Origin of the sequence: Sphingomonas arvum, from assembly GCF_026013565.1 — a bacterium.
In the GTDB taxonomy this organism is placed as follows: Bacteria; Pseudomonadota; Alphaproteobacteria; order Sphingomonadales; family Sphingomonadaceae; genus Sphingomicrobium; species Sphingomicrobium arvum.
This window is the reverse complement of sequence record NZ_JAPDOB010000002.1, coordinates 550754-569628: the sequence shown is the minus strand read 5'-3', so window position 1 is coordinate 569628 and position 18875 is coordinate 550754. Positions and strand designations below refer to the sequence as shown.

Annotated in this window: 21 protein-coding genes; 7 read left to right on the top strand and 14 right to left on the bottom strand. The window is 67.0% G+C overall.

What is annotated here, in order from left to right; all coding sequences use genetic code 11:
- Positions 1-7: 7 nt before the first annotated feature.
- Positions 8-1141: a GNAT family N-acetyltransferase gene (locus OMW55_RS10300; protein WP_264882922.1), complete on the bottom strand. Its 1134-nt coding sequence runs from the start codon at positions 1139-1141 to the stop codon at positions 8-10.
- 122 nt (positions 1142-1263) lie between these two features.
- Here OMW55_RS10300 and OMW55_RS10295 point away from each other — a divergent pair, with 122 nt between their 5' ends.
- Positions 1264-1449 (top strand): hypothetical protein, encoded by a 186-nt coding sequence (locus OMW55_RS10295; protein ID WP_264882920.1) that lies wholly within the window; start codon positions 1264-1266, stop codon positions 1447-1449.
- On the opposite strand, the gene OMW55_RS10290 is transcribed toward OMW55_RS10295, so the two are convergent.
- The gene (locus tag OMW55_RS10290; protein ID WP_264882918.1) at positions 1446-2444 is read right to left on the bottom strand and encodes an MBL fold metallo-hydrolase; all 999 of its coding nucleotides are present in this window, start codon (positions 2442-2444) and stop codon (positions 1446-1448) included. The two genes, OMW55_RS10295 and OMW55_RS10290, sit on opposite strands and share 4 nt — an antisense overlap.
- A 78-nt stretch (positions 2445-2522) precedes the next feature.
- Here OMW55_RS10290 and OMW55_RS10285 point away from each other — a divergent pair, with 78 nt between their 5' ends.
- Positions 2523-3632, top strand: coding sequence for a fatty acid desaturase family protein (locus tag OMW55_RS10285; protein ID WP_264882916.1), 1110 nt, complete (start codon positions 2523-2525; stop codon positions 3630-3632).
- Positions 3633-3635: 3 nt separating this feature from the next.
- Here the strand turns inward: OMW55_RS10285 and OMW55_RS10280 are convergent, their stop codons facing one another.
- Genes OMW55_RS10280 through lptF form a run of 3 tightly spaced genes read right to left on the bottom strand, consistent with a single transcriptional unit; the run spans position 3636 to position 6572 of the window.
- Positions 3636-4253: a DsbA family protein gene (locus tag OMW55_RS10280; RefSeq protein WP_264882915.1), complete on the bottom strand. Its 618-nt coding sequence runs from the start codon at positions 4251-4253 to the stop codon at positions 3636-3638.
- Positions 4254-4257: 4 nt separating this feature from the next.
- Positions 4258-5355 (bottom strand): LPS export ABC transporter permease LptG, encoded by a 1098-nt coding sequence (lptG, locus tag OMW55_RS10275; protein ID WP_264882913.1) that lies wholly within the window; start codon positions 5353-5355, stop codon positions 4258-4260.
- A complete protein-coding gene (gene lptF, locus OMW55_RS10270) occupies positions 5352-6572 on the bottom strand; it encodes an LPS export ABC transporter permease LptF (RefSeq protein WP_264882911.1) in 1221 nt (406 codons plus the stop codon). Before lptF ends, lptG begins: the two co-directional genes overlap by 4 nt.
- A gap of 190 nt (positions 6573-6762) precedes the next feature.
- Between lptF and OMW55_RS10265 the strand changes: the two genes are divergently transcribed.
- On the top strand, positions 6763-7734 hold the full coding sequence (locus OMW55_RS10265; RefSeq protein ID WP_264882910.1) for a diacylglycerol/lipid kinase family protein: 972 nt from the start codon (positions 6763-6765) through the stop codon (positions 7732-7734).
- Positions 7731-8603 carry a hypothetical protein gene (locus tag OMW55_RS10260; protein WP_264882909.1) on the top strand — a complete coding sequence of 291 codons (873 nt, stop codon included), beginning with the start codon at positions 7731-7733 and terminating at the stop codon, positions 8601-8603. Before OMW55_RS10265 ends, OMW55_RS10260 begins: the two co-directional genes overlap by 4 nt.
- On the opposite strand, the gene OMW55_RS10255 is transcribed toward OMW55_RS10260, so the two are convergent.
- From OMW55_RS10255 to OMW55_RS10240, 4 genes are all read right to left on the bottom strand, one after another.
- Entirely contained in the window at positions 8600-8848 is a 249-nt protein-coding gene (locus OMW55_RS10255) for a PilZ domain-containing protein (RefSeq protein ID WP_264882908.1), read from the bottom strand. The two genes, OMW55_RS10260 and OMW55_RS10255, sit on opposite strands and share 4 nt — an antisense overlap.
- 80 nt (positions 8849-8928) lie before the next feature.
- On the bottom strand, positions 8929-9702 hold the full coding sequence (locus OMW55_RS10250) for an exodeoxyribonuclease III (RefSeq protein WP_264882906.1): 774 nt from the start codon (positions 9700-9702) through the stop codon (positions 8929-8931).
- 21 nt (positions 9703-9723) lie between these two features.
- The gene (erpA, locus tag OMW55_RS10245) at positions 9724-10050 is read right to left on the bottom strand and encodes an iron-sulfur cluster insertion protein ErpA (RefSeq protein ID WP_264882904.1); all 327 of its coding nucleotides are present in this window, start codon (positions 10048-10050) and stop codon (positions 9724-9726) included.
- A 37-nt stretch (positions 10051-10087) separates the two neighbouring features.
- Positions 10088-11122 carry a M23 family metallopeptidase gene (locus tag OMW55_RS10240; protein WP_264882902.1) on the bottom strand — a complete coding sequence of 345 codons (1035 nt, stop codon included), beginning with the start codon at positions 11120-11122 and terminating at the stop codon, positions 10088-10090.
- 392 nt (positions 11123-11514) lie between these two features.
- Between OMW55_RS10240 and OMW55_RS10235 the strand changes: the two genes are divergently transcribed.
- The gene (locus OMW55_RS10235) at positions 11515-12642 is read left to right on the top strand and encodes a phosphoserine transaminase (RefSeq protein WP_264882901.1); all 1128 of its coding nucleotides are present in this window, start codon (positions 11515-11517) and stop codon (positions 12640-12642) included.
- Positions 12643-12717: 75 nt separating this feature from the next.
- A complete protein-coding gene (serA, locus tag OMW55_RS10230) occupies positions 12718-14298 on the top strand; it encodes a phosphoglycerate dehydrogenase (protein WP_264882899.1) in 1581 nt (526 codons plus the stop codon).
- 37 nt (positions 14299-14335) lie between these two features.
- Here the strand turns inward: serA and OMW55_RS10225 are convergent, their stop codons facing one another.
- Positions 14336-14695, bottom strand: coding sequence for a hypothetical protein (locus OMW55_RS10225; RefSeq protein WP_264882897.1), 360 nt, complete (start codon positions 14693-14695; stop codon positions 14336-14338).
- Between the two features lie 198 nt (positions 14696-14893).
- Positions 14894-15214, bottom strand: a complete 321-nt coding sequence (locus OMW55_RS10220; protein ID WP_264882895.1) for a hypothetical protein — start codon at positions 15212-15214, stop codon at positions 14894-14896.
- On the opposite strand from OMW55_RS10220, the gene OMW55_RS10215 reads away from it, so the two are divergent.
- Complete coding sequence (locus OMW55_RS10215; protein ID WP_264882893.1) at positions 15195-16484, top strand: adenylosuccinate synthase; 1290 nt, start codon at positions 15195-15197, stop codon at positions 16482-16484. The genes OMW55_RS10220 and OMW55_RS10215 overlap by 20 nt on opposite strands.
- Before the next feature lie 6 nt (positions 16485-16490).
- Here OMW55_RS10215 and OMW55_RS10210 read toward each other — a convergent pair whose 3' ends face one another.
- The 3 genes from OMW55_RS10210 to OMW55_RS10200 form a co-directional block, all read right to left on the bottom strand.
- Positions 16491-16898 (bottom strand): UrcA family protein, encoded by a 408-nt coding sequence (locus tag OMW55_RS10210; protein WP_264882891.1) that lies wholly within the window; start codon positions 16896-16898, stop codon positions 16491-16493.
- A 132-nt stretch (positions 16899-17030) separates the two neighbouring features.
- Entirely contained in the window at positions 17031-17834 is an 804-nt protein-coding gene (gene fabI, locus OMW55_RS10205) for an enoyl-ACP reductase FabI (RefSeq protein ID WP_264882890.1), read from the bottom strand.
- Positions 17831-18871, bottom strand: a complete 1041-nt coding sequence (locus OMW55_RS10200) for a YihY/virulence factor BrkB family protein (RefSeq protein WP_264882888.1) — start codon at positions 18869-18871, stop codon at positions 17831-17833. Before OMW55_RS10200 ends, fabI begins: the two co-directional genes overlap by 4 nt.
- Positions 18872-18875: the final 4 nt, after the last annotated feature.

The following is an 18875-nucleotide window of genomic DNA, read 5'->3' as shown; positions in this document are numbered from 1 at the left end:
GAGGCGCTCAGAGCGCTTTCTCGAAGATCCGGTAGGTCTTGTTGACCGAAGCACCGGGCAGCTGCGCGATGGAGATCATGCCGCCATTGTCCTCCAGCACCCAGCCGAACTCGCCATGAGTGGCGCCATAGGTGCCCACGCTGACCTGCCGACACTGCTCGATCATCATGAAGGCGAGCTGGCCAGCCAAGCGACTGCCATGAAGGTCCTTGGTGACGCCCATCAGGGGCACCCGCATGCGCTTCACGCGCGGCTTGCGCAGGCGCCACAACAGTTTGGCCCAGCCAAACGGAAACAGCTTGCCGTTGAGGTCGCGGATCAGCTCGTTGATGTCGGGGATGGTGATCATGAACGCCTTGGGCTCGCCGTCGACCTCGGCCACCAGAACCAGGTCCTCGAAGATGATCGGCTTTAACTTCTTGCCGGCATAGGCGATCTCGGCCGGGGTCAGGGGCACGAAGCCCCAATTGTCCGACCAGGCATCGTTCAAGAGATTGAGAATGAGCTTCGCCTCATCTTCGAAGCGGCTCTTGTCGACCTGGCGAATACGGATACGCGGGTTGCGCCGGCCGCTTTCGATCAGGCGGCGGATCATGGCGACGTGCTCGATCCGGATGTCGAGCTCGTAGGTCAGCAGATCCTTTGCACGGACGTAGCCAGCGGCTTCCCACCAACCGCGATATTCAAGCCGGTGGTGGCCCATCATGGCCGTGGGCGGCTCATCATAGCCGTCGACCAGCAGGCCGGGCTGGTCCCAGATCGAAAGGCTGATGGGGCCAAGCGCGCGGGTCATGCTCCGGTCGCGCAGCCAGGCCTCGGCGGCGGCGAGCAGCTCCCGTCCCGCTTCCTGCTCAAGCGTTTCGTACATGCCGATCTCACCGGTGCCCGCGCCCATGTGCTCGAGCACCAGCTGGTCTACCTGCGCGCTGATCCGACCGACCACCTTGCCGTCGCGCTCGGCCAACCACAGCGCCGCCTCGGCATGCTCAAACCAAGGGTTGCTCTTGGCATCGATCAGCCCCAGTTCCTCGCTCTTCAGCGGCGGCACCCAATTGGGGTCGTCCCCATAAATGTCCCACAGCAGGTCAACGAAGCGGCGGCGGTCAGCCTGGGTCTCGACCCGGCGAATGTTGAGGCTCATGCCCCTGCCTAGCCCTGCCCGGCCAGCACGCCTAGCCCGGCCCGCGCTCCGTCATCTTGCCGACAGTTCGATTCGAAGATGAAATCCTAGGAACACACGGTTCGCTGCGACCTTGTGCGTTCATGCCGGACGAAACCTATAGCAAGCCGAGCGACGTGGTGGCTGAGGAGGGCAAGGTGCTGGTGGACGGACCCGATCACGTCCACTTTGCCTTCACGCCCGAAGCGGCCGCCGAGACCGGTGCTCGATTGATCGATCAGGCGGCGATCGCGAGCGGCCAACTGCGAACGCAACCGGACAGCAGCTAGACCACGGGCGCGCCCGCGAACGCGGCCGCGACCTCCGCCAGCATGCGATCCTCCTCCCCGTCATAGCGCGGCGAGAAGTGGAACGGCTCCAGCCGGCGCACCCCGGCCGCCCGACCGATCTCGCCGCACGCCGCCGTGGTCAGATGGGCGCGGGCGGCCGCCTCAGTCGCATGATTGGTAGCGAAGCGTGCCTCCAGGAACAGGAGGTCGGCGCCATGAGCCAGTGCGGTGATGGCGGTGCGGTTCGCGGGCGTGTCGGCCACATCCGTGACATAGGCGAGCCTCTGCCCAGGACCGACGGTCACGAGATCGCGCAGGGCAGCGAGCGGCAGGCGGCTTTTGTCCGAAAGCTCGATAGGCATGCCGTCCGGCGCACCGGCGAGGACCGCCGACTTGAGCGCCTGCAGCCATGGACCCGGAGCCAGGCCACGCTCGGCAAGCCGGACCTTCCAGACGTTGGCGTGGGCGCGTTCCGCCACGGCGAAGCCAAGGCACGGGCCATGGTGCTCGAGCAGCGCGGAGGTGACGGCGAGGTCGTCGGCGGCGAGCGGCTCGGGCGCGGGCAACGGCTCGACGGCGAAACGGGCGAGGAAACGGAACTGGGCACTCCGTTCTGGCCCGGCGGCGCCGGCCTCCGTAGCGACGAACACGAGATCGGCGTTGTAGCGTTCCGTCAAGTCCCACTCGTAGCCTTGCAGCCGATGGTGCAGGCGCTCGATCAACCCGTGCGGGCCAACCACCCGGATGAGCTTGTCGCGGCCGATGTGCACCCGAAGCAGCCGGTCGAAGCCGATCCAATGGTCCATGTGAAGGTGGGACACGAACAGGTGGTGCACGCGGAGCAGGTCGCGGTTGCTGAGCGCCGTCAGGTCGCCGCAGTCGAACAGCAAAGCCTCACGCCGGTGCAGCCGCTCGACGAACAGGGCGGGATCGCCGGAACGGCCGTTGACGAGGTGCGGGTGGAGCGTCGGAGTCACCGACAGTCCAACCGCCACGGAGGCGCAACGTTCATTGTCGCGCCATACGGCCGCCACTATCTGGTCGTACGTCCGCCAGCCTGGACGAAGGATCCCATGACCCAAGCAGCCCTCTCCCGCCGTGGCTTCAGCCGTGCCGCCGATGTCGAGCCGACGTCCGCGAGGGCGCCCGCGCGCCCGCTGCGCGGGGCGGACGACAAGGAGATGCTGCGGGCTGCGGCGAACCTTACCCGCGACCTCAACACCCCGGACGCGCGCATCTACTGGGCCGACCTGATCGGCTCAGCGGTGCTGGGCTACGTCGCGCTGGCCGGCGCGCTGCTGCTCGGCGGTTGGGAGGCGGTAGCCTCCGGCGTCGTGGCCGTGCTGGCGCTTTACCGCGCGGGCAGCTTCATCCACGAAATCTCGCACATCAAGCACAGCCAGCTGCCGCGCTTCCGTACCGCTTGGAACCTAACGGTTGGCGTGCCGCTGCTGGTGCCCTCGTTCCTGTACGAAGGTGTTCATAACCAGCACCATGCCAAGACGCGCTATGGCACGGTCGAGGACCCGGAGTATCTGCCACTCGCGCTGATGAAGCCATGGACCCTGCCGGTCTTTCTGGTGGTCGCCGCGCTGGCCCCGATCGGCTTGCTGATCCGGTTCGGCCTGCTGGCCCCGTTGTCGCTGTGCTCGCCGCGGCTGCGCGAACTGGTCGTTGGCCGCTACTCGGGCCTGCAGATCAATCCCCATTTCCGCCGCAAGCGGCCCGAAGGCGAGTTCGCCCGCAGCTGGGCGAGACTGGAGACGGCTTGCGCGGCCTGGGCGCTGACCCTCATCGGCCTGGCGGTCACCGGCGTGGTCCCCCTGCGCGAGTTCGCGATCCTGCTGGCAGTGACCAGTGGCGTCATGTTCCTGAACCAGGTCCGCACGCTGGTCGCGCACTTATGGGAGAATGAGGGCGAGCCGATGTCGGTGACGGCCCAGTATCTCGACAGCGTCAACGTACCGCCGCCCGCCACCCTGCCGGCCCTGTGGGCGCCGGTGGGCCTGCGCTACCACGCGCTGCACCACCTGTTGCCTGGCGTGCCCTATCACAATCTCGGCGAGGCGCACCGGCGGCTGACCGCGGCGCTGGACGAGGGCAGCGCGTTCCATGCGGTGAACCATCGCGGGCTGATGCCGCTGGTCTCACGGCTGGCCCGCTCGACGCTGGCACAGCGCTAGCGCTTACTTCAATGCGGCCTTGACCTCTTCCAGGCTGCCGAACTGCACTCGCGTGCCATTGAGGAAGAAAGTCGGGGTGCCGCTGATACCGGCTGCCTGCGCCTTCTGGTAGGCGCTGTCGAGCCAGGCGGTGCCCGTGGGGTCCGCGACGCAGCGGTCAACTGCGGCACCGGTCAATCCGAAGCGCGCGGCGAGTGGCTTCATGCCGGTAGCCGACACCACCGCGCGGTTGTAGTCGCCCTCGCCCTTCGCCTTTGCAGCGTTGAGCGTCGCCTCGTCCGCCGTTCGCAGCTTCTCGGTGAAAGTGGCGGTGTTCGCATAATATTGCTCCACGAACTTGAAGCGGCGCGACACCGGCACGCAGCGGGCGATCAAGGTCGCGGCGATGTCGTGCGGGAAGATCAGGAACGGGCGGTACTCGAACCGCAGGCGGCCGGCCTTGACCGCGGCCATCAGGGTTGGCGTCGCCTCGCGGCTGAAGGCAGCACAATGGCCACAATTGAGTGAGCCGTACTCGACCAGCGACTGCCGCGCCTTGGGGCTGCCGATCACCCACCCCGTGGGGGTGGCCGCAACGGGCATGGAAACCGTGGCAGCAGTGGCAAACAGCGTCAGGATCACAAGCTTACTCCTCGGAGCGGACCAGCACGGTTTCGCCGATCAGCAGAAACAGGAGGAACGGCGCCCATGCGGCAAGCAATGGCGGGTAAGCTCCGACGTTGCCCATCGCCAGGCTGAAGTTGTCGGCGACGAAATAGGTGAAGCCGAGTCCCATGCCGAGCGCCGCACGGACCAACACCTTACCCGAGCGCGCGAGGCCGAAGGCGGCGACGGCAGCGAGCAGGGGCATCAGCAGAGTTGAAAGCGGCTCGGAGACCTTGTGCCACAGGCCGGTCTCAACCTCGTCGGTCTGGCGGCCTGCCGCTTGTAGCTCGGCTAGTGACCGGCGGAGCGCAAAAAAGCTCTTCGCTTCCGGATCGACCTTAGCCAAAGTGAAGCGGCCCGGGTCAACCCCGTCCAGCGCCCGCAACGTTGGCACGCGCCGCACGAAATTCATCGCTCCATCATATACCCGCACCCGCTGCAACTGCCAGGCGCCTGCGTCCTGCACAGCATGCTCGGCGTCGATGATCCGGGTGACCGCATTGGCTCGGCGCTCGTAAATGGTGACCCGGTCGAGCTGGGTGGCCGCGCCGCGTCCGATCACCAGGCGTGAGCGCACCATGTCGTCGCCGGCGGTGATCCAAACGTTGCTGACCACCGCCTTGTCCGGTGGCACCGGCCGATAGTCGTTGCCCTCCCACGCGCTCAATTCTCGGCTGGCCTTGGTCACGACCCCTTCGTTGAAGGCGAAGCTGACGCCGGCCAGCAGAAGGCTGGTCAAGATCAGCGGGGCGATCAGCTGGTGCGCGGACATGCCCGCCGCCTTCATCGCGATAATCTCGCTGTTCTGGTTGAGGGTGACGAAGACGATCAGGGTGCCGAGCAGGAAGGAGAACGGGAAGGCGAACGAGACAATCTGCGGGAGGCGCAGGGCAACGTAGTGCCAGACGTCGGCATTGTCGTTGCCCGGAACGGCGAGGATCTTGCCGCTTTCGCTCAGCAGGTTGAGCATCATCAGCACCAGGCTGAGGCTGAACATGACGGCGAGGCCGCGCGTGAGGAACAGCTTGGCGGTGTACCAGGCGAGCCGGCGCGAGGGGAAGAAGTCGAAGTTGATCATGCGCCCGCTTCCGCCTCGCGCCCGAATTGCGGCAGCAGGCGGCGGATGGCCGCGCCGGTCCTTGCAAAGGCCCGTTCAAGCGCGCCGATCGGCTGGCCACCCGGCTTACGGGACAAGGTCCAGTACATCCACACGATCAGCACGGCGAACAGCAGGAAGGGCAGCCACAGCGCGATTTCGGGCACCAGGCTGCCGCGCGAACCAGTGGCTTCCGCCCATTGATTGATCTTGTGGTAGGCGACCACCATCACGATGCCGATGAAGATGCCGAGCGCCGAGCCGCTGCGCTTGGGCGGAACCGCCAGCGCAACCGCCAGCAGCGGCAGGAGCAGCATCATCGCCACTTCAACCAGGCGGAAGTGGAGGTTGGCGCGGGCGGCGAGCTGCGCTTCTCCCCTGGCGCCGCCGCCATAAGCGTTGGTGAGCAGCTCCGGCAGGGTCTTCTCGTCGACCTCGTCTCCTGCCGTGCCGCGGGCGCGGAAGCTGTCCACTTTAGGCAAGTTGATCGGCAAGTCGTAGCTTTCGAACGCAAGCGTCCGCGGCGTGGTGAACTTGGGGCTGTCCTGGATCAGGCGGCCGCGGTCGAGCCGGAACAGGATCACGTCGGGGTCGTCCGTGGCCAAGAAGCGGCCATGTTCCGCCGTCGCCACGATGTTGTTGCCGGACTTGTCATCGACCTGGACAAAGATGCCGTGGAGCTGGGTCCCCTTGCGTTCCGACTTGTCGATCCGCAGCGTGAACCTGCGCGACAGGGTGTTGAACTCGCCGACCTTAAGGCTGGCGCCCAGTGCGCCGGAGCGCAGGTCGAAGCGCAGTCGTTCGTAGCCGTAGTGGGTCCAAGGCTGCAGCCAACCGACAATGAACAGGTTCAACAGCATCAGCGCGACTGCGTAGCCGTAGGGCACGCGGAGCAAGCGGCCAAAGCCGGCGCCGATGCCGCGCAGCGCGTCCAGTTCCGAACTGGTCGCAAGTTTGCGGAAAGCGAGCAGGATGCCGAGCATTAGCCCGATGGGAATGCCGAGCGCGAAATATTCGGGCAGCAGGTTGGCGAGCATGCGCCACACCACGCTGACCGGACCGCCGGCGTTGACCACGAAGTCGAACAGCCGGAGCATCTTGTCGAGCACCAGCAGCATGGCGGCGAGCAGCAGCGTGCCGAGCAGCGGCACGGCCACCGAGCGGGCGATGTAGCGGTCGATCAGCGACAAGCTGCGCACTGGGGCCCGGACACCATGATTTGGCCGCAATGAGCGGCGAAGAAGAACAAAGGAGGCTGGGGCTATTCCCGGCTCGGTCTGAACGCCACCTTATAATGGATCATGCGACAAAGGGTAGCTGGAGTTGGAACGCCGGGCGGCAATGCCCTGGCGGACGACGCAATGCGCCGTGGCGGGGGCAGGCTTGACCATGCCCGTTCGCATCGCGCTGCTGTCGAACCCCAAGTCGACCGGTAACGTCAGCAAGCTGCCGCGCATCCGTGCCTTTTGCGCCGAGCATCCGGATATCTTTCATTACGAGGTGGAGCAGGCCAGCCAGATCGGCGAGGCGATGCGCACCCTCGCTCAGATCCGGCCTCGGCTGCTGGTGATCAACGGCGGCGATGGTACGGTCCAGGCCGCCCTGACCGAACTGCACAATGGCGGGCACTTCGGCACGGATATTCCGCCCGTGGCAGTGCTGCCCAACGGCAAGACCAATCTTATTGCCCTGGACCTTGGGGCGCAGGGCGACCCGGTGACGGCGCTGTCGCGCCTGCTGGAGATCGCCCGGAGCGACTTGTCAGAGCATCTGGTGGCACGGGAGCTGATCGCGCTGCGGTGCGGTGCGCAGGAGCAGCGGCCGGTGATCGGCATGTTTCTGGGCGGCGCGGGGCTGGCCGACACCATGCTCTATTGCCGCAACCGCATCTATCCGCTGGGTCTTCCAAACGGTCTTAGTCATGCGATCACCGCCGTGGCCGTGCTGCTGCGCGGGCTGCTGGGCTGGAAGGCGAAGTTCCTGCCGCCCGAGCCGGCGCCGCTGCAGGTGTCGGTTGCGAAGGATGGCAAGATCAGCGGTCGCTTCGCCGTACTGGCGGTGACCACGTTGGAGAAGCTGCTGCTCGGCAGCGAGCTACGCCCGGGCACTGGCGGGCGGCTGAAGATGATCGCGATTGAGCAGAAGCCCGCTTCCATGCTGCGCGGCTTGCGCGTCCTTGCCGGCTGGGCCGGACAGCGGACCGAGTTCAACGGCGTCCATGTCGAGGATGCGGACGAGATCTCGATCGAAGGCGAGCGGTCGAGCGTGATCCTGGATGGCGAGACGTTCGAAGCCCGTACTGGCCGCCCAATCTTTCTTACGCGCGCGACGCCGCTGTCGTTCGTGCGCCTCGCCGCTTGAGCCAGCTGCGCGATCTGGTCAGGGCCGAGCTCACCGAGCCGGTCGATCCGCGGGTGCGCGAGCTCGCCGCCGCGGTCGCGGCCAAGCACGGACCGGCGAGCCGCGCGGTGCTGTTCTACGGATCGTGCCTGCGCGAGCGGCAGCTCGACGGGCTTATGCTCGATTTCTACCTGATCGTGTCGGATTACCGCGCGGCCTACGACAAGCGGTGGATGGCCGCCGCCAACCGGCTGATCCCGCCTAACGTGTTCCTGATCGAGCATGGCGGGCTGCGCGCGAAATACGCCGTGCTTAGCGAGGCCGACTTTCATCGGCTGAACGGGCCGGAGACCCGCAACCCGTCCGTGTGGGCGCGGTTTGCGCAGCCGGCCCGGCTGGTGTGGTCGTCCGACCTGGCGGCGGAAGGCCGGGCGATCGCGTCCGTGGCACGGGCCGCCCCTACCCTGCTGTCCGCCGCGCTGGCCGAACTACCGAACGAGCAGTCGGAGTTGGACCTGTGGCGCGGCGCTTTCGCGCTGACCTATGGCGCCGAACTGCGGGCGGAGCGCAAGCACAAGGGCGGCTCGGTCGTCGACGCCGATCCCGACCGCTACCGCCGCTTCACCGGGCCGGCCCTGGCTGCCGCGCGGGCGGAAGGACGGCGGCGCCATTCGAGCTGGCGGCGGCGCAAGATCGAGGGCAAGGCCCTGTCCGTGCTGCGCTTGGCCAAGGCCAGCGCGACCTTCGCCGGGGGCGCGGATTACATCGCCTGGAAGATCAATCGGCACGCGGGAACGGACATCCAGCTGCGGCCGTGGCAGCGGCGCTGGCCACTGCTGGCCGCGCTGACCTTGGCGCCGCGGCTGCTGCGGAGCAAGGCTATACGCTAGGCGGCGGCGAAGCGGATTCCGCTGCGCCCGTTCACCGACCAGCGAACCTGCCCGCGCAATTTCTCGAGTTCGGGCAGTTCCAGTTCCAACCCCTCGCCGATAGGCAGTTCGATGCCGAGGCAACAGCCGTTAAGCGACAGGTCGCTGACCGGCGCCCGTAGGCAGGCGCCGTCGGCCACGCGAACGGTGGCGGTCAGCCGCACCGCATGGCGCGGCCGGCGTTCAAGAATGCTCGTGGGGTCCATCGGTCCGCCGCCACCCTAGCCCAACTGTCAATAACGGAGAGTTTCCGGCGATGGTTGCCGCCGGCTTCACCTTCTTGTCTTCAATCGAGGACGATCCAGGTCGGCGCGTGGTCGGACGCTTTCTCCTCGCCGCGGGCCCAGCGGTCCACCCCGGCGGCCTGCAGCCGGTCGGCCGCGGTCGGACTGAGCAGCAGGTGGTCGATGCGAAAGCCGGCGTCACGCTGCCAGCAGCCGGCCGTATAGTCCCAGAAGGTGTAGAGCTTGTCCTGCGTGGGATGCAGCGCGCGCAGCGCGTCCGTCCAGCCCTGGTAGAGCAGCCGGCGCCAGGCCGCGCGCGTTTCCGGCTGGAGCAGGGCATCCCCGGCCATCCGGCTGGCTGACCAGACATCGCGGTCTTCCGCCACGACATTGTAGTCGCCGGCGAGGACCACCGGCCGTTCGTCCCCAAGCAGCTCAGCCGCGTGGGCGCGCAGGCGGTCCATCCAGCGGAGCTTGTAGCTGAACTTGTCAGTGCCGATCGGATTGCCGTTGGGCAGGTAGAGCGAAGCAATCACGAGGTCGCCCACCTCCACCTCGATGTAGCGGCTGTGGCTGTCGTCGGGGTCGCCGGGTAGGCCGATGCGGCGCAGGTCGGGCGAGCGGCCGCGGGTCAGGACCGCAACTCCATTGAAGCCCTTCTGCCCATGCCACACCGCGCCATAGCCGGCCGCCTCGATGTCGGCGATGGGGAGCGCTTCGTCGGCGCACTTGAGCTCCTGCAGGCAGGCGACATCGGGGGCCTCGCGCTCCAACCATTCGAGCAGGCGCGGGAGGCGGGCGCGGATACCGTTGATGTTGAAGGTGGCGATCTTCATGGGCCGCCACCTAGCCGCAGATCAGACCGAGAAGGAAGACCCGCAACCGCAACCACTGGCGGCGTTGGGATTCTGGACCTTGAAGGCCGAGCCGCCGAGGTCCTCGACGAAATCGACCTGGCTGCCGTCGAGCAGGCCGAGGCTGACGCTGTCGACCACCAGCTTCACGCCGTCCGTTTCCGCAACCGCATCGTCGGCGTCGATGCCGTCGGCCAAGCCGAACTTGTAGGAGAAACCAGCACAGCCGCCGCCATCCACGGCCAGGCGGAGCACGGCCGGCTTGCCCTGGCGATCGGCGATCCAGGCCACGCGGCGGGCGGCGGACGGAGTAAGGGTAAGCTGTGTCACGGAGGCGAGATAGGAGCCAAGGGCCCCTTCGCCAAGCTTACTTGGCGGCGCGCAGGGCCGGACCGCCGAGTGCGACCTGGTCCATCGACGAGCCGGCCTGATGGCCGCGCAGGGCGAGGATGTAGTCGGTCGACTTCATGAACGGGATCGGGTTCACGGCCCGACCGTCGATCCGCACTTCATAGTGCAGGTGGCTGCCCGTGGAGCGACCGGTCGAGCCCATCTTGGCGATGAGGTCGCCGCGGTGCACGCGCTGACCTTCGCGGACCATGATGGCCGACAGGTGGCCGAAGCGCGTCTCGATGCCGCGGCCATGGTCGATCTTGATGAGGTTGCCGTAGCCGCCGCTGTTCCAGCCCGCGGTGCTGACCGTGCCATCGGCCGTGGCGTAGATCGGTGTGCCCACCGGGCCGGCGAGGTCGATACCAGCGTGCATTGCCGCGCGGCCCTGGAATGGGTCGGAGCGCACGCCGTAGCTGGACGTGAAGGCGGCGGTGCGGACCGGCTTGTCGCTGGGCACGGCGAACACGCCGTCCTGCAGAGTGTCGAGCCGCTTCCAGCTGTTGAACAGGGCCTTGAACGTCGGGTCGGCGCTGCTCGCGGGGTCAAGCGGGCCGCCGACGCCGCCGACCTTGGCGGGGGTGAGGCCGAGCTTCGCCAGCTCCTCGGCGGTGACCTGATAGCGGACGTCCAGCGCCTTGGCGACCAGCGCCGCCTGCTCGACCTGATTGCTCTCGAGGCGGGCGAGCGGGCCGGCCTGCGCGGCCGCGGTGCGGGCAGCGGCGGCGAGCAAGGCCGGGTCGACCTTCTCGCCGACCAGCATGGCTTCGATCAGGGCCTGGCGCTGTTCGAGGAGGCGGGCGCGCGCTTCCAGGCCGGTCGGGGCCGGCGTTGCGGCGGAGAGGAGGCGAGTGGCGGCGAACGCGGACCAGCAGACAAGGGCGACAGCGAGCGCCAGGAAGAGAGCCTGAACCGGAACCGACAGGCGGATGCGGCGGAGCCGTGCGCCATCATGGACGAACAGGTCACGGCTTCGCAGAAGGCCGGTCGGCGCGGTCAGTGCATAAGCCATCGGGTAGTCGCTCCCAAACCTCATTCCGGAGCGGGCAAGGCGGCACCAAGGCGCCGCGCCCGCTTCGTTTTGTCCACCACAAGGAGCTCCCCAGCCCCGTTGCCCACACGCCCGATTTGCCCAACGGCCGTGCTGACGGGGAGAAAAGACCGCCGTTGGTTAAGCAATTCAACCTATTGCTGCCCGCTCCGGGACGAGTTGCGGGCGAAGGGCGACGAACCGAGCCCAGTCGCAGCAAGGACGTGGAAAAAGGTTCCCTGCCGGCGCGAGTTATTCACCGGCCTGCTCGATTCGACACGAGCCAGCTTGCGCCGCGGCATCGAGCCGTTACACCCGGCGTCGGGCCACGCCGTCCCAACGCGGCGCGCGCTCTCTGTAAGGAGAGTTCAAACGTGACGAACACCAAGCCGGACGTGCGTCCTGCCCGTCCCTATTTCTCTTCCGGACCCTGCGCCAAGCCGCCGGGCTGGAGCCCCGACCAGATCAAGCTCGACAGCCTTGGCCGATCGCATCGGTCCAAGCTCGGCAAGGCGCGGCTGCGATATTGCATCGACCTGATGCGCGAGCTGCTGCAGCTGCCGGACACGCATCGCATCGGCATCGTGCCCGGCTCCGACACGGGCGCGTACGAGCTGGCGATGTGGACCATGCTCGCCGCACGGCCGGTGACGGCGCTCGCGTGGGAGAGCTTCGGCGAAGGCTGGGTGACCGATGCCGTCAAGCAGCTGAAGATCGACCCGAAGGTCATCCGCGCGGATTACGGCGAGCTGCCGGACCTCGGCCAGGTCGACTGGAGCCATGACGTGCTGTTTACCTGGAACGGCACTACCAGCGGCGTGCGGGTGCCGGACGGCGAATGGATTGCAGCCGACCGTGAAGGCCTGAGCTTCGCCGACGCGACCAGCGCGGTGTTCGCCTATGAGATTCCGTGGGACAAGGTCGATGTGGCGACCTTCAGCTGGCAGAAGGTGCTGGGCGGCGAAGGGGCGCATGGCGTGCTGATCCTGGGCCCGCGCGCGGTCGAGCGGCTGGAAAGCTACACGCCGGCCTGGCCGCTGCCCAAGCTGTTCCGGCTCACGTCCAAGGGCAAGCTCAACGAAGGCGTGTTCACCGGCGAGACGATCAACACGCCGAGCATGCTCGCGGTCGAGGACGCGATCGTGACGCTGGAATGGGCCAAGTCCATTGGTGGGCACGCGGGCATGATCGCGCGAACCGAGGCGAATGCGGCGGCACTGGATCGGATCGTGCGCGAACGGAACTGGCTGTCACACCTCGCCGCAAACCCGGCGAGCCGTTCGACCACCAGCGTTTGCCTGACGCTCGACGGGGCCGACCAGGACCGGATCAAGCGCATGGCCGGACTGCTGGAAGCGGAAGGGGCGGCATTCGACATCGCCGGTTATCGCGACGCGCCGGCGGGGCTGCGCATCTGGTGCGGCGCGACCGTCGACACCGCCGACATAGCGGCGCTCGGGCCGTGGCTCGACTGGGCCTGGGCAGAGACTGCTCCTGCATAGGCGGGAGCCCAGACCTTCATTCTTCCAAGAACAACTGGGCTCCTGCCGACGCGGGAGCACGGCAAGGATCACATCATGACCCCCAAAGTCCTCATTTCCGACAAGATGGACCCCAAGGCCGCCGCTATCTTCCGTGAGCGCGGGATCGAGGTCGACGAGAAGCCGGGCCTCGGCAAGGACGAGCTCAAGGCGATCATCCGCGACTATCATGGGCTCGCGATCCGCTCCGCGACCAAGGTGACGGCGGACGTGCTGGACGCCGCCACCAGCCTTAAGGTGGTCGGCCGCGCCGGTATCGGGGTCGACAATGTCGACATCGCCGCCGCGACCGCCCGGGGCGTGGTGGTGATGAACACGCCGTTCGGCAATTCGATCACCACCGCCGAACATGCAGTCGCGCTGATGTTCGCGCTGGCGCGCCAATTGCCCGAGGCCGACGCCTCCACCCAGGCCGGCAAGTGGGAGAAGAATCGTTTCATGGGGGTCGAGCTGACCGCCAAGACGCTGGGCCTGATCGGCGCGGGCAATATCGGCTCCATCGTCGCCAGCCGGGCGCTTGGGCTGAAAATGAAGGTCGTCGCGTTTGACCCGTTCCTGACGCCGGAGCGGGCGCTCGAGCTTGGGGTCGAGAAGGTCGAGCTGGACGCGCTGCTGGCCCGCGCCGATTTCATTACCCTGCATACGCCGCTGACCGACCAGACCAGGGGCATTCTATCGCGCGAGGCGCTGGCGAGGACCAAGCCAGGCGTCCGAATCATCAACTGCGCGCGCGGCGGGCTGATCGACGAGGCAGCGCTCAAGGAGGCGCTGGACAGCGGCCAGGTTGCAGGCGCGGCTCTGGATGTGTTCGAGACGGAGCCGGCGACCGCCTCGCCCCTGTTCGGGACGCCCGGCTTCATTTCGACGCCGCACCTTGGCGCCTCGACCAGCGAAGCACAGGTCAATGTCGCCATTCAGGTGGCGGAGCAGATGAGCGACTTTCTCCTGCTCGGCGGCGTCACAAACGCGATCAACATGCCGTCGCTGTCGGCCGAGGAAGCCCCGCGGCTGAAGCCGTACATGGCGCTGGCCGAGAAGCTGGGCCGGCTCGCCGGTCAGGTGCTGGGCGAGGAGGTGCGCAGCGTGGCGGTCGAGGTCGAGGGCGCGGCGGCCGAGCTCAATCCGAAGCCGATCACCGGCGCGGTGCTGGCCGGCCTGATGGGCACTTACAGCCAAACGGTGAACATGGTGAACGCGCCGGTGCTGGCCAAGGAACGCGGGCTGGACGTGCGTGAGGTGCGGCACGACCGCGAGGGCGACTACCACACGTTGGTGCGGGTGACGGTCGGCACGGACGCGGGCGAACGCGGCGTCGCGGGCACTCTGTTCGGCAACAAGGCCCCGCGGCTGGTGGAGATGTTCGGCGTCGGCGTCGAGGCGGAGCTGGCGGGGGCGATGCTGTACATCGTCAACAATGACGCGCCGGGCTTCATCGGCAAGCTGGGCACCACGCTCGGTGAAGCGGGCATCAACATCGCCACCTTCAACCTCGGCCGGCGCGATGCCGGCGGCGAAGCGGTGGCGCTGGTGGCGGTCGACGGCGAGGTGCCGGCGGCGGTGGTGGAGCAGCTGTGCGGGCTGGAGGGTGTGCGCGAGGTCGTGCCGCTACGCTTCTGACAAGCGTTCCCGCACCCTCAGGCGATTGCCTCAGCGTTCAAAACCAGGAGTCCGGTGGGACGAAGGGCCTGAGCGAGTCTTCGGAGTCGGTCACGATGTAGGAGGTTTGGACTCCATCATCGCTGATCGTGAAGTGGTAATTGGACCAGTTGATTGTCACCGTACGGTCGCGGACTTCGTCGTACAGCACGACCCTGTTGGGGTTCTCCACGAGCTCCTTGTAGGTGTAGGTGGCGCCCGCCGTTCGCTCGATCCACGTCTTCTCGCTGACCTCGCCGAAGAAACCGACATCTTCGGCGCCGATGCCATAGTAGAGGACGGTGAACGTCAACGGAGTTACGCTATCGCGTACCACGTCCGGAACGTGACTCCACGCGGCAGATGGCAGCTCAGGCATGGCAGCCTCCCTTGAACCGCACACATTGTACGAGCCCGAAGCTACGGCCTCCAGTTGTGTGATGGACTAGACCCAGGAGAACAGCCGAAGAAGTGCGGCTTACTGAGCTGAATCGCTTCAAGCGAGCTGAAGGGGACTGGCGCTAGGCATTCCCAGCGCCACCCGGCCGGCAGCGCTCCCGCGCGGTTCACCACCTGGTCACTGATAGCCCTTGCAGTCGTGGAGCATGTTCTGCAGCACTAAGGCGGCGCAGCTGTCACGGTCAGCCGAGAGCAGGCATCGCGCCAAAGCCGGGGTGCGGCACTGCCGTGGCAGTTGCTGCGCGAGCACCTGATGGCCTGCGACGAGCGCGCTGGCGACCAGCAGGCCGGCGCCGACTTTCGCACGAGAAATCGCCATTCCCATCTCCCTCAACTGGACGGCAATGGAGCGAACCAATAGGAGCGCCGCTGAACCGCGATTGATCGCGGCGTTCAGCTGACTGGCAGGATCGTTTCGGATGGGCAACGTCACCGTCATCGGCGGGCAATGGGGCGACGAGGGCAAGGGCAAGATTGTCGACTGGCTCGCCAGCCGGGCGGACGTGGTGGTCCGCTTTCAGGGCGGGCACAATGCCGGGCACACGCTGGTGGTGGGCGGCGAGACCTACAAGCTGTCGCTGCTGCCGAGCGGGATCGTGCGGGGCACGCCGTCGATCATCGGCAACGGCGTGGTGCTGGATCCGTGGGCGCTGAAGGACGAGGTGGAGCGGATCCGCGCGCAGGGCGTGGCGGTGACGCCCGAGGTGCTGCGGGTGGCGGAGACCTGCCCGCTGATTCTGCCGATCCATCGCGACCTGGATGCACTGCGCGAGGATGCCAGCGGGGCGTCGAAGATCGGAACCACCCGGCGCGGGATCGGTCCGGCCTATGAGGACAAGGTCGGCCGGCGCGCGATCCGGGTGTGCGACCTGGCGCACCTGAACGAGCTCGACCCGTTGCTGGACCGGCTGTGCGCGCACCATGATGCGCTGCGGGCCGGCTTTGGCCAGCCAGCGGTTGATCGCGCCGCGCTCAAGGCGCAGCTGGCGGAGATCGCGGAATTCGTGCTGCCGTTCGCCAGGGCCGTGTGGCTTGACCTCGAAGAGGCGCGATCGCGCGGGCGGCGCATCCTGTTCGAGGGTGCGCAAGGCGTGCTGCTGGACGTCGATCATGGCACCTACCCGTTCGTCACCTCGTCCAACACGGTGGCAGGGACGACCGGCAGCGGCAGCGGCACGGGGCCGGGCGCGGCCGGGTTCGTGCTGGGAATCGTCAAGGCCTACACCACGCGGGTCGGCGCGGGCCCCTTTCCCACCGAGCTGTTCGACGAGGTCGGCGAGCGGATCGGCGAGCGCGGGCGCGAGTTCGGGACGGTCACGGGGCGTCGCCGCCGCTGCGGCTGGTTCGACAGCGTGCTGGTGCGGCAGGCGGTGGCGGTGAGCGGGATCACCGGCGTGGCGCTGACCAAGCTGGACGTGCTGGATGGCCTGGACACGATCCGCATCTGCACGGGCTACCGGATTGACGGGCGCGACTTCGCCTACCTGCCCCCGCACGCCGCCGACCAGGCGCGCGTCGAACCGATCTACGAGGAGATCGCGGGATGGAGCGAGAGCACGGCCGGTGCGCGCAGCTGGGCGGAGCTACCCGCCCAGGCGATCAAGTATATCCGGCGGGTGGAAGAGCTGATCCACTGCCCGGTGGCGCTGGTCTCGACCTCGCCGGAGCGCGACGACACGATCCTGGTGCGCGACCCGTTCGCGTCCTGACGCGGCTCAGCGGCGCTGAGCCGCGAGCGCCGCTGTCTCGCCAGCCGGCACGACGATCACCATGCTGACCGTCTCGACGAAGCCGTCCATGTTGCGCGCATTGTAGAGGGCCTGCTTGATCTGCGGCCGGACCTTGATCCACGCCTCGTTGCGGCACTGGTGCTTTTCAATGACGCTGTCGGACGGGCAGGCCCGGCTGATGGCGTTGCTGACCCGGTGGATCAGCTGTTTTTCACCTTTCTTGCGGGTGAGGTCTAGGTCGGCATAGCCGACCTGACTTCTGAGCAGCGTGGACGAGCGCCGTCCTTGAACGATCGTGTCGACGCGCTGCCGCGGCGGGGCGGCCGTTGCGACCGCTGGCAGGAGCAAGGTGGCAAGCGCGACAGCCGCGGTAAGAACAGGAGAACTGGTCATCGCTGATGCCCCAAGCTTGGCCCACAGGCGGGAAGAACGCTGCTTTGACTCGGCGAGGCTACTCCTGGGCCCTGGGGGCCACAAGCAAATCTTAACGGCCGTTAATGATTTTGGCTCGGCCGTGCTGGACGGCTACACCGTGGCGATATCGGGCGCGTCCTCAGCCTTCATGCCGACCACATTGTAGCCGGCGTCGACGTGGTGGATCTCGCCCGTGACGCCGCTTGCCAGGTCGGAGAGCAGGTACAGTCCGGCCCCGCCGACATCCTCGATGGTGACGTTGCGCTTGAGCGGCGAATTATACTCGTTCCACTTCAGAATGTAGCGGAAGTCGCCGATGCCGCTGGCGGCGAGGGTCTTGATTGGGCCGGCGGAGATGGCGTTGACGCGGATGTTGTCGCGGCCGAGGTCGGCGGCGAGATATTTGGTCGCGGTCTCCAGCCCGGCCTTCGCGACGCCCATGACATTGTAGTGCGGGATGACCTTCTCCGCGCCATAATAGGTCAAGGTCAGCAAGCTGCCGCCGTTCGGCATCAGCCTGGCGGCGCGCTGGGCGACGGCGACGAAGCTGTAAACCGAGATGTTCATGGTCAGCAGGAAGTTGTCGAGGCTGGTATCGACGAACCGGCCGCGCAGCTCGTTTTTGTCGGAAAAGCCGATGGCATGGACCAGGAAGTCGATGGTGCCCCAGCGTTCTTCGATCTGGGCGAAGGTGCGGTCGAGCGCGGCCATGTCGCCAACGTCGCAGTCGACCAGGAAGTCTGACCCGACCTGTTCGGCCAGCGGGCGCACGCGGCGTTCCAGCGCCTCACCCTGGTAGGAGAAGGCCATCTCGGCGCCCTGCTCGTGCAGGCGTTGGGCAATGCCCCACGCCAGCGAACGATCGTTGGCCAGGCCCATGATCAGCCCGCGCTTGCCCTGCATCAGCCCCGTCATGGTGTCAGCTGTTCCCCCTTGTTCTTGAGCGCTTCGAGTGGCTCGGGTCCCGCGTCCGGCTCCTCCACCTCCAGTTCATGGGCGTGAGGACCGGAATAATGCTCGCCCTTTAGCGCGACGGGTTCGCTTTCGGCCAGTGCCGCATTGAGCTCCGCGCCCATCACAACGCCAAGGCCGATCACGAAGAAGAACAGCAGCGCGATCATCACTCCCGCAAGGCTGCCGTAAGTGAGGTCGTAGCCACCGGCGAGGCCGATCGCCTCGGGCAGAAGCGCGGCCGTGCCCAGCCACCACAAGGTCACCAGCAAGGCGCCCGGCCATTTGCGGCATTCCACCCGGCGGTAGCGCGACGGGGTAAGGACGACGAAGATGGCGTAGATGGTGCCGTAAAGGGCAAGCGCCGGTACGAGCCGGGCGAGCCGGATGGTCGAGGCGACGGACTCGAAGTGGGGAAACAGGTGAAAGATGAGGGACTCGATCGAACTCATCGCCACCGATGCGGCAAGCGCGGTCATCAGGAGGATCACGGCGCCGAGGATGAAGCCGATCGAGATCAGCCGATATTCCCAGAAAGGGGCGTTGAACTTAACGCCATAGGCCCGGCGCAGGATGTCGCGAATGGTCTCGATGAAACTTGTGGCGGTCCATAGGCCGACGATCGCACCGAACCACAGCAGCGGGCCGGTGCGGGCGGTCAGCACTTCGTGGACCGGGTCGCGCAGTACGGAAGCGACGTCGGAGGGGATTTGGGCGAGAACGGCGTTCGCCGCCTGCTCCCCGCTGGCACCCTGGCCGAACAGCTGGAACACGGCCGCGGCGACGATGAAGAACGGGAACATTGCGAGGAGCGAGAGGTAGGCGAGGTTGCCGGCGTGAATAAACCCATCGTTGTAGACGCCGACGGCGACTCGCTTGATGATCTCGAACGGCCGGGTGCCGGGGCGAAGCCGGTTGACCACGCGCTCGCCGAAACGAGCCTTGAGTTCGGCCAGGCGCTTGCGCCGGGCTTCCGGCGATTCAGGGGAAAGGTCGCGCACCCGC

What these genes read in the sequence shown, in the direction of transcription:
- OMW55_RS10240 (WP_264882902.1), bottom strand. Translation starts at nt 11,122, where the DNA reads ATGGCTTATGCACTGACCGCGCCGACCGGCCTTCTGCGAAGCCGTGAC.
- OMW55_RS10255 (WP_264882908.1), bottom strand. Translation starts at nt 8,848, where the DNA reads ATGGACCCCACGAGCATTCTTGAACGCCGGCCGCGCCATGCGGTGCGG.
- serA (WP_264882899.1), top strand. Translation starts at nt 12,718, where the DNA reads ATGACCCCCAAAGTCCTCATTTCCGACAAGATGGACCCCAAGGCCGCC.
- lptG (WP_264882913.1), bottom strand. Translation starts at nt 5,355, where the DNA reads ATGATCAACTTCGACTTCTTCCCCTCGCGCCGGCTCGCCTGGTACACC.
- OMW55_RS10220 (WP_264882895.1), bottom strand. Translation starts at nt 15,214, where the DNA reads ATGACGGTGACGTTGCCCATCCGAAACGATCCTGCCAGTCAGCTGAAC.
- OMW55_RS10250 (WP_264882906.1), bottom strand. Translation starts at nt 9,702, where the DNA reads ATGAAGATCGCCACCTTCAACATCAACGGTATCCGCGCCCGCCTCCCG.
- OMW55_RS10215 (WP_264882893.1), top strand. Translation starts at nt 15,195, where the DNA reads ATGGGCAACGTCACCGTCATCGGCGGGCAATGGGGCGACGAGGGCAAG.
- OMW55_RS10285 (WP_264882916.1), top strand. Translation starts at nt 2,523, where the DNA reads ATGACCCAAGCAGCCCTCTCCCGCCGTGGCTTCAGCCGTGCCGCCGAT.
- OMW55_RS10210 (WP_264882891.1), bottom strand. Translation starts at nt 16,898, where the DNA reads ATGACCAGTTCTCCTGTTCTTACCGCGGCTGTCGCGCTTGCCACCTTG.
- OMW55_RS10225 (WP_264882897.1), bottom strand. Translation starts at nt 14,695, where the DNA reads ATGCCTGAGCTGCCATCTGCCGCGTGGAGTCACGTTCCGGACGTGGTA.
- OMW55_RS10265 (WP_264882910.1), top strand. Translation starts at nt 6,763, where the DNA reads ATGCCCGTTCGCATCGCGCTGCTGTCGAACCCCAAGTCGACCGGTAAC.
- OMW55_RS10295 (WP_264882920.1), top strand. Translation starts at nt 1,264, where the DNA reads ATGCCGGACGAAACCTATAGCAAGCCGAGCGACGTGGTGGCTGAGGAG.
- OMW55_RS10300 (WP_264882922.1), bottom strand. Translation starts at nt 1,141, where the DNA reads ATGAGCCTCAACATTCGCCGGGTCGAGACCCAGGCTGACCGCCGCCGC.
- fabI (WP_264882890.1), bottom strand. Translation starts at nt 17,834, where the DNA reads ATGACGGGGCTGATGCAGGGCAAGCGCGGGCTGATCATGGGCCTGGCC.